Source organism: Flavobacterium araucananum, from assembly GCF_002222055.1.
GTDB lineage: Bacteria > Bacteroidota > Bacteroidia > Flavobacteriales > Flavobacteriaceae > Flavobacterium > Flavobacterium araucananum.
Genome location: NZ_MUGS01000056.1, coordinates 49,116 through 59,088, shown reverse-complemented (window position 1 = coordinate 59,088; position 9,973 = coordinate 49,116). Strand labels below are relative to the sequence as shown.

Sequence of the window (9,973 nt, the reverse complement as noted above, 5' to 3'; positions counted from 1 at the left end):
ATATAATAAATATGTATATATTTGGTATACTAAAAAACAAACATTATGGAAAAGATTAAAAGCAGTTCTCATAAAATGATAGTGTCCGCTGTTTTTGAAGAAAATGGTCATGGAGGCTATTTGGGATACATCCAAGAAATTAATGGAGTTGTTACAGAAGGTAATAGTTTAGAAGAAGCTAGGGCTAATCTTTTTGATGCAGCCGCTGAAATGATACATATTAAAAGAGAATTAGGCGAGCATATACTGGATAAACCGAGTTTAATAATTCAGTCTATGGAATTAGACGTTGAATGCTAAAAAAGAAAAGTATGAATGACAGAATTGACATCGTGGATCACCTTATAAATCACAATTGTAAAATTATTTCTGACAGAAGTGAAAAGCATTCTGTATTCGTAAATACTTTGGATATAAGTTTAAAATCTGCTTTACTTAAACAAGATCAATTGTCAGATAAATATGTTATAAATGTTTGTAAATGTTTATGTATACCTGTTCCTGTAATGGTGGATATAAGAAATCCTAATTTTTAGATAAACTAATTGTTTTTATTAGAAATTAAGTACATATTTAGAATATGTAAGATAAAAAAGGTCATCTAAATTTGTTTTTAGATGACCTTTTTTATAATAATAAATATATTATTCTGAAAACTCCAGTTTTTGTAATTTGTTCCAACCGCTACGGGTAAAATCTGGAATTTCTACCGGCGATGAATTGTTATCCAGCGAAATCTCTGTCAACGGACCCAAACAAGACCACTCGGCCAGATCATAAACGTCCATATCTAGTGGCAATCCTTTTTGCAGGCAGTGAATTAATCTGTAATCCATCACGAAATCCATTCCGCCATGACCGCCAACTTTTTTAGCTTGTTCTTCGATATTTTTTACGATCGGGTGTTTATATTTTTCCATTAATGCTTTTTTAACCTCTTCGGGAACAAACGAATGGGCGCTTAATTTTTCGTGATTTGGTTTTACATCATCGCCCAATGCTGCACCATCCAAAGCGTATCCTTCTAACGGATATTTGTTGGCAAAACCTTTGGTACCGCTCAATTGGTACATTCTGCTGTACGGACGTGGAGAGGTAACGTCATGCTGAATCTGGATTGTTTTTCCGTTTTCGGTACGAATCATAGTCATGGTATGATCACCATTTCTAAAATCTTTAATTTCCATTCCTGATTTCTCTTTTATGTAAGCCGGATTTCCAACTGCTTTTGTATCCATAGAAACCAGAAAATTCATTTTGTCGCCACGATGTATGTTCAAAGCCTGACAAGCGGGTCCCATACCGTGAGTAGCATACACATCGCCACGATGTTTGATATTGTAATCCATTCTCCAGTTGTTCCAGTATTCGCCCCAAAAAGGTTGAAGACCATGAATATAAGATCCTTCGGCATGCAGGATTTCTCCAAATAAACCGTGTTGTGCCATATTTAAAGTTGTAAGTTCGAAGAAATCGTAAACACAATTTTCCAGCTGCATGCAGTGTTTACGGGTTTTCTCTGAGGTATCGATAAGCTCCCAGATTTCTTTCATGGTTAGTGCTCCCGGAACTTCGATTGCAACGTGTTTACCATCTTTCATAGCCTGAACACCAATAATAGCGTGGTGTTTCCAATCTGTAGCGACATATACTAAATCTACATTAGGCAAAGCAGTAACTTTTCTCCAGGCATTTTCGTCACCAAAAAATTCTTGTGCTTTAGGAAGCCCCTGTTTCGTTAAAATTTCATTGGCAGATTGTGTGTTTTTTTCCAACATATCGCAAAGTGCTACGATTTCTACCCCCGGAATATGTGTCATACGCTCAACCGCTCCGGGACCGCGCATTCCTAAACCAATAAAAGCAACACGTACCGTTGGGATTGGTTCTGTAGCCAGACGCAAAACATCTTGCTGACCTTTTGGGCGTGTTGGAGTTTTGGTCTTAATCATTTGTGCCGATGCAATTGCTCCTGCAAACAAAATACAAACGACTAACATGAGTTTTAAAATACTAGTTTTCATAATTGAATTAATTTGATTTGAAATGATTGATAATCTAAAAGTGATTATCCTGAAATTTTGTTTTTTGTGTTATTGTTTTTCTTTTTTTAATATTATTTAGGGTAGTGTATCAAAATTTATCTGAGGTTTTTTATTTGTTAATGGTCTCGTATAATTCGTTTTGGGTAAAGTAAAGTCGTTAAAAAAGCCTCCGTTCTTCAAATAAAAGAAATTATCTTCAAGTCCGCCTGAAAAATCCATTCGGTATTCTTTTGCCCCTGTATTATCAGTGGTAAACCGAACTGAATTTATTTCTGACCAAACTCCTTTATCGTCACAAATCCATTGATTGCCAAATAATACTTTGCGGGAAAGATTGCCTTGTTCCGGAATAAAATTTTCTAAAAACGAATGAAATCTTTTTAGATATGTACTGGTTTCAGGACGGTTAAAACGGGCAATTAACAACCATTTTTTTAACTCTGGTGCATAAAAATAAGCAGTATAAGTGGTCGTATTATTGTTTAGCGGAAATCCCTGTAATAAAAATCTATATGTTGTTCCTGCTTTCCAATTGTATTTAAGATAGCTTTGACCTCCTGATCCTTCGTTGCCAAATTCGCCGGTATAAACACCATCTCCTTTTTTTAGCATTTTGATTTTATGGGTTTCCGGAATACTCGCAGGATCATCTGTAGTAAACGGACTCCAGACAGAGAATAAAACTCTTCTTTCTGAGGCTGAGTTTACCTGAATTCCAAAATATCCTTCTCCAAAACCATTTGCCATAAAATAAGACCCTATTTTATCTTCGTTTTCCGGAACGGTAACTTCGTTGTAATACCATTTTGCATTTGTATCCTCAGGAACCTGATAGTTCAAATGTACAGATGGGCCACGACGCCCCCAATGATAAAAATTTCCTTCATTGTTAGGAACATAGGATATTTTGCCCTCATAATCTGTGCTTGAAATCGTTAAACTATTTAGAGAAGGAAAACGATCCCCGGTTTTATTGATTCCTTTTATTCTGATGGCCACATAACCTTCTTTATTTATTTTCCAGGTTCCTATCATAATTACTTTTTTTGAAGTATCAAATTTTACTTTTTTAGGTTCATTATTGATCGAAAATTCAAGTTCTGATTTTCCATAAACTGCTACAGATTCCGGTACCGTAATTTGAAATGTACCTGCTTTATAAATCCTAAAATAAGCTGTAAAAGATTCATCAGGATTAGTCCAGTTTTCGATACCATTATCTGTAATGGTATTGTTTTGAACCAAGGGTTTAGAACTAAAAGCATTTCCGGCCAAGGGTAAAGAAATCTCAGTTTTCGGATTTTTTATAATCTTTTTTCTCCTATCAATGTCTTTACTGAAAAGAGCAGAAAAAGACATTAATACAAAAGCAAGAAAGAGGTTAGATATTTTTTTCATTTCGATTATGGGTTCTGAGTCAGTGTTCCGGGATAAGCATTAATTTCTGACTGTGGTATATATTGCACGACCCTTAAGCTCGAAGCCGGTATGTCGATCATAGGCAAGTGTGGTCCCGGGTAGCGACGTGTCATCGTTTGTCCGTTTCGATACACATCATAACCACGATGCGCCTCAAAAGCCAATTCTAACTGGCGTTCTTCGTCAATGCGTTGCACAGCATTTGTACTGTTTAGAGAAGTATAACCTCCGCCAATAATTGATCTTTCGCGAATAATATTCAGGTTGGTCAGAGCATTTGTATAATCTCCTTTTTTAGCATAAGCTTCTGCCATATTCAAATACATTTCTGCCAATCTCGAAATAGTAGGCGAGTGCAGGTGCGAATCATTATTTTGCAAAGAACATTTGGTGATATAATACATAGGATATACTCTGTTCAATAACATCATATAATCTTTTTCGCCTGTATAGGTTTTGCCTTCATATACAATCGAATATTGATTTTGGGCAGTATTTACAACCGTAAGATTGTAGTTTGTTGTACCTATAGTGATATAAAAAGAACCGTCAGGATTTGTTTTTAAAGGTTGCTGGATATAGTTGTAGCCTGTTTGTGTCCCGCCACTATTATAAACGTCGTATACAAAACGAAATGCTTCTGTTTTAGCTCCTCCGGCATCTGTAGCGTATTGCGGATCAATAAATGCCCAACGTGCATCTTTTTTTAATCCGGATTTTCGTAACAGATCCAGATATTTTGCACTGGCATACATTTCTCCCCAGCCTTGTCCCTGAATAGTAGCATACATTCCGCCAATACCATAAAAATGATCATAACCTGAAAACTCTGAGGCAACTTGTTTTACAGCAAAAATGGTTTCAGTTTGTTCATCAGCATCAGGAGCATACGTATTAAATTTCATAAAACTGTCTCTGCTTAGTAAACGGTATCTTCCGCTTGCAAGTACTTTGTTGGCATAATCTATCGATAGTGTCGCATATTCCTGATTTGGATTTTCATACGTACCACTCATGTACAAATACACTCTTGAGAGCATTGCCTGAGCGGCTTCTTTAGTAGCATAAGCTGCCGGTCTGTCTGCCGTCATGAGAGATTCGGCTTTTTTTAAATCGTTTATCGCTTGCGCATACGTATCTTTTACCGTTGATCTGTCCGGAAGGTTAAGATTGCTTAAATCCGGAGGTAAACCATTTACAATGGGTACGCCTAAATTTGTTTCAGGTGATTGCCAATAAGGTCTTCCGTAAGTACGACACAGGTAAAAATAGATCATACCTCTTAAATAATATGCTTCGCCAAGTTGCTGGTTTACGGCAGCACTTTCTCCTTCAGAAATAATTTTGATCAAATCACTGGATTGCGAGATAATCTTATAGCTATTATTCCAAAAAACAGATAAACGGCCATTATCGGGAATATGCTGGTAAGAAATAAAGGAGTAAAAAGAATCAGTCGAAGTTCCCCGAATCATAATATTGTCGCCCGGATATTCTCCAACCCTGTGCATAACATCAGACCATGCTTTAAGTTGTGCGTAACATCCGTTTAATAAAACTTCGACAGAAGCTTCTTTGTCTTGCTGAATTTTGTCTTGTGTATAGGAATCAAACGGTTCTCTGTCAATATCACAGGAAAACAAAAGACTAATTGCCATTAATATAAATATCTTTTTCATGATTTTGTTTTTATAGCGTTAAATTAAGTCCCAATACAATTTTGCGGGTCGAAGGATATACTTGTGCCGCAACACCAGAAATCACGTATTGCCCCGTTGCACTATTGTAGTTGGGCGGGAGTTCAGGATCGACTCCGGAATAATGGCTTATCGTAAATAAGTTCTCTCCGGCGATGTACAACCTTAAATTTGAGATGTGCATGCGCTCGATTGGCAGGTTGTAACCCAAAGTGATGCTTCGCATTTTTAAGTACGTTCCGGTTTCTAAGAAACGGGATGATGCTTTGTTAGAATTACTCGAATTATTGTAAAGCGCTTGTGGGTGTGTTGCGATATCACCCGGTTTTTCCCATCGGGTCCATCCGCTATGAAGGTTCATCTGGTTTCTGTCTGTATAAGCACCATCTGAGTCAAATTCTGCACGGGCATAATTGTAGATTTCACCTCCAACAGAATAACTGAAAATAGCCGCAAAATCAAAATTTTTGTAGTTTAAATTTGTAGAGAATCCTCCAAAAAAGTCAGGCGTATAAGCCCCAATTACCTTTTGGTTTTTAGAAGCATCGCCGTAGCTACTCGTTTTTACACGTTCTCCGGCAGCATTTGTTGTAAACCATTGTGGTTTTCCGTTTTCAGGATCAACACCAGCCCATTCTGTCAGGTACCAGCTGTCAACATCCTTTCCGGGCGTTAATAATTTTGATGCAGATCCTGAAATACCACTGCCATCACCAACAATAATTTGCTGCTTGTCTCCGTAAAGACTCGTTACTTTATTTTTATTAGTACCAATATTAGCATCTACAGACCATCTTAGATTATCATTTTTAATAATCTCTACATTTACAGATGCCTCAAAACCTCTGTTGTTTACAGCACCTACGTTTTTCCAGATACTTGTTACCCCAATAACACCCGGAAGAGGTACTCTGTACAATAGATCTGAAGTATTTTTATTGTAATAATCTAAAGTAATGTTCACACGGTTAAAAAAGCTAACATCAATACCTATACCACCTGTAAAGGTTTTCTCCCAACTTAAATCCGGATTTGCCAATTGCGAAATTAAAGCTCCGGGGTTCTCATTATAGCTCTGCGAAAAAGAATACAAAGGCAGGTGAGGGTATAAGCTGTTCGGGCGGTTTCCTACTGAGCCATAACTTGCTCTAAGCTTTAGATTGTTGATATAACCGGCATGGAAAAATTTCTCATTATGAATGTTCCAGCCTCCGCTTACAGAGAAAAAATTACCATATTGCGCATTTTTTCCAAAGTTTGACGCACCATCACGACGAAAAGAAACCTGTGCCAGATAACGGTTGTCATACGAATAATTGGCATTTGATAATAAGGATTGTACCGCCCATTGCGATCTGTTGCCACCCACTTTTTCCGGTACAGCAGCAGCATCCGGGACTATAATTCCCGGAGGAATCCCTGTGGCGACACCTGTACTTGATTTAGAGTTATACTCATTCCACTCATAACCCGCAAGCGCATTGATATCATGTTTGCCAAATGCTTTATTAAATTTGAATAATTGATTCGTATAAATTCTGTTATAAGTGGAGAAATTATCTTCGATTCGTCCTTTTACCGCTTCTCCGGCAGAAGATCTGGGATCAGAATAATAGGTTGAATTCGAATTGCTAAAAATGTAATTGTTTACAGATGCAAAAGTCAGCCAGCTTGTAAATTTAATATCAAAGTCTAAATTAGTTCGAACGTTGTAAGACTCAGATTCACCATAATTCCATTGTAGATCATACAAATAATTAGATCCCGTAGTGTTTACCCAGGTTGGGTTTGGGGCATTGCCTACCAGAGTTCCATTTTCTAGATAGGGGCTGTCCCAAGGCATGTTTCCGTACAAAGCGCCCACAGAATGTTGTTGGTCAAAAGTCGTTTCACGGGTCATATTTACCTGTGGTCTAAGCGTAAACCAGCTACTGGGTTTGTACTCAAATTTCATCAAACCGTTGTACTTTTTATACTCATATCCTTTTATGGCACCCGTTTCATTATAGACACCAAGGGAAACATAACTTTTAAAATTTTCTCCGCCACCACTAATCGATAAGTTGTAATCTTTGGCAATACCTGTTCTGCTGCCGTTATCCCACCAGTCAAAATTTTTGTTTCTCAATTCAGGAGTCCACCACCAAACGTTCTGGAAATCTTGTTTGTTTTCAAACGAATCATACAAATCATACAATTGAGCCCCGTTCATGATTTTAAAATTTCCATTGTTTATTGTTGTCAAGGCTGTTTTTGCAGAAAAACTGATTTTAGATTTTCCTGCTTTTCCACTTTTTGTTGTTACGACAATGACACCATTTGCCCCTTGTGACCCATAAACGGCTGTAGAAGCGGCATCTTTAAGAACCGTTAACGTTTCGATATCAGATGGATTGATGTTTGCAGAGCTATTCCCCACAATAACTCCATCAATAACCCACAAAGGATCTGTACTTCCGTTAACGGTTGTTCTGCCTCTAATAATTATTTTTGCTTCAGCTCCTGGTTGTCCTCCGCCGGTATTAACAAATACTCCAGAAGCCTTTCCTGCCAGCATGTTTTCGACATTTGGGCTCGTTACATCTACAATTTTTTTGCTGTCTAAGGTTTGAAGCGATCCTGTGAGGCTCTCTTTTTTTACCTTGCTGTATCCTACAATAACCACTTCGCTCATTTGTTCGCCGGCTTCTTTCATGACTACTTTTATAGTGCCATTTCCAGCTGCAATTTCCTGATCCTGCATTCCCATAAAAGTAAAGACCAAAATTGAAGCATTGTTGGGTACCTCAATGGCAAAACTTCCGTCCATATCCGTTTGTACACCTTTTTTGCTGCCTTTTAAGATGACGTTTACACCGGGAATTGGAATTCCTTTTTCGTCGACAACTGTTCCTTTTGTTATTTTTTGAAATGCCGCTAAATTGGTTTGGTTTATTGAAATTTCTTTTGAAGCAGCTGCAGTTGTAATTTGAAAACTTAAAGATAATAGTGAAAATAGCGTCACTTTTAAACTTTTTTCAAGTACTGTATGCAACCTGAAATTTTCAGGTTTTTTTGAGAATGCTTTTTTCATACTCTTGTTTGGTTTGGTTAATAAATGTGTTCTGGTCTGGTTATTTTTTTCTTTAAATATTTTAGAAATCAGTGTCTTTTTTTCTCTTAAAAAAGGAGTTCAAAGCTGCCATTAAAAAGAGTAGAAAAGGGCTAATAATTGTGCGTTAAATTTTTACTTCCCGACGAAACTATTGATTATATTTTTATTAACCAAGAAAAAACAGGAAAAATGTGCTCGAACACACTAAAAAAGTGTTCTCGAGCACATAAAATTGTACAGAACATTTTTTTTTACTAAAATTGTTGCCATTGCTCTAAAAAAAAGCACAAAAAGCACATCGCTTTGTTTTATGCGTATTCGTAGTCGAATGAATCTGTTTTTAGAGAATAAAAAGCTATTATGAATATTTATGAGAATATCTTAATTATCAATTAACTTGACTGATAATAAATTAAATATTAATACCTTGTAAATTAATGCGGTTTTTCTTATTTTTTCATTTTTAACTAAAACAGAATAAAAAACAGCATATAGGTTTTAAATAAAAGTTTGCGTTATATTAGCCTATTTATAAGAACAAAAAAAACACACAATTTTTTTTAAGATATAAAGAGTGAAAAAGCACTGCTGTTTTATTTTTAAAAATTGAAATTTCTTAAAAAGTATGAGTAAAATTATCAAAGAATATGAAGTTGTTTTAATACCTCAGAATCCGGAAAATTATAATCAGATTTTAGATGCTTCTTTGTGGAAAAAAGCAAATTGTCTTACTGATTTTTGTTCTCCGTGGAATAATAATCCGTTCTCCAAAATAGAATTTAAGGCAGTCTGGGATCTTGAAAACCTCTATTTTAATTTTAGGGTTTTTGATACTGATATTTATAAGGATCAAAAAGACGATACCTTTAATAGTATTGGAAATTCAGATCGCGTGGAGCTTTTTTTTAGAACCAATGAATCCCTAAATCCTTATTATTGCCTGGAAATAGATTCGGCAGCAAGGATAATGGATTTTAAAGCACATCCGGACAAAGATTTCGATTTTAGCTGGAAATGGCCTAAAAAAGAGTTGCAGGTAAAAACTTCCAGAGATCAGACATCATTTAGTGTTGCAGGCCAAATTAGTATGCAGTCCTTATCAGATTTAAATTTAATCCAAAACAATACCATCGAAGCAGGTATTTTCAGGGCTAAATTTTCTTTAGTCGAAAATCTGCAATATCAGCCAACCTGGATTTCATGGGTAAACCCAAATACCGAAACGCCTAATTTTCATATCGCGTCTTCATTCGGGAAATTTGTTTTGAAGGTTTGAGGAGGGGCAAAGGAGTATTCAGAGGTTCAGAGGGGCAAAGGTTTAGAGGGACATAGGTTTAAAGGAGCAAAGTTTAGAAAAAATATTAAATTTAAATCGGTTTAATCTGCTTAATCTGCGAGCCATTTTTTAGCTCACTGATTAGACGGATCAAACCCGTTATACGCAGGTTTTTATTTGCAAAGTTTATAAAAATCATCAGCATAAATCTGCTTAATCTGCGAGCCATTTTTTAGCCCACTGATTAGACGGATCAAACCCGTTATACGCAGTTTTTTATTTGCAAAGCTTAGAAAAATCATCAACGTAAATCTGCTTGATCTGCGAGCCATTTTTTAGCCCACTGATTAGACGGATCAAACCCGTTATACGCAGTTTTCTATTTGCAAAGCTTAGAAAAATCATCAACGTAAATCTGCTTGATCTGCGAGCCATTTTTTAG

6 protein-coding genes are annotated in these 9,973 nt (G+C 36.3%); 2 read left to right on the top strand and 4 right to left on the bottom strand.

All coding sequences use genetic code 11. The annotated features are described in order from the left end of the window. Nucleotides 1–45 precede the first annotated feature (45 nt). A complete protein-coding gene (locus B0A64_RS20650) occupies nt 46–300 on the top strand; it encodes a type II toxin-antitoxin system HicB family antitoxin (protein ID WP_089481376.1) in 255 nt (84 codons plus the stop codon). A 344-nt stretch (nt 301–644) separates the two neighbouring features. Here B0A64_RS20650 and B0A64_RS20640 read toward each other — a convergent pair whose 3' ends face one another. The 4 genes from B0A64_RS20640 to B0A64_RS20625 all read right to left on the bottom strand — a co-directional run bounded on the left by B0A64_RS20640 (nt 645) and on the right by B0A64_RS20625 (nt 8,234). Further along, nucleotides 645–2,000 carry a Gfo/Idh/MocA family protein gene (locus B0A64_RS20640; RefSeq protein ID WP_244285459.1) on the bottom strand — a complete coding sequence of 452 codons (1,356 nt, stop codon included), beginning with the start codon at nt 1,998–2,000 and terminating at the stop codon, nt 645–647. Nucleotides 2,001–2,120: 120 nt separating this feature from the next. Next, complete coding sequence (locus B0A64_RS20635) at nt 2,121–3,443, bottom strand: DUF3472 domain-containing protein (protein ID WP_089481373.1); 1,323 nt, start codon at nt 3,441–3,443, stop codon at nt 2,121–2,123. A gap of 5 nt (nt 3,444–3,448) precedes the next feature. Continuing rightward, nucleotides 3,449–5,143, bottom strand: coding sequence for a RagB/SusD family nutrient uptake outer membrane protein (locus tag B0A64_RS20630; protein ID WP_089481372.1), 1,695 nt, complete (start codon nt 5,141–5,143; stop codon nt 3,449–3,451). Between the two features lie 10 nt (nt 5,144–5,153). Then, nucleotides 5,154–8,234: a SusC/RagA family TonB-linked outer membrane protein gene (locus B0A64_RS20625; RefSeq protein WP_089481371.1), complete on the bottom strand. Its 3,081-nt coding sequence runs from the start codon at nt 8,232–8,234 to the stop codon at nt 5,154–5,156. A 646-nt stretch (nt 8,235–8,880) separates the two neighbouring features. On the opposite strand from B0A64_RS20625, the gene B0A64_RS20620 reads away from it, so the two are divergent. Then, a complete protein-coding gene (locus B0A64_RS20620) occupies nt 8,881–9,531 on the top strand; it encodes a sugar-binding protein (RefSeq protein WP_244285457.1) in 651 nt (216 codons plus the stop codon). Nucleotides 9,532–9,973: the final 442 nt, after the last annotated feature.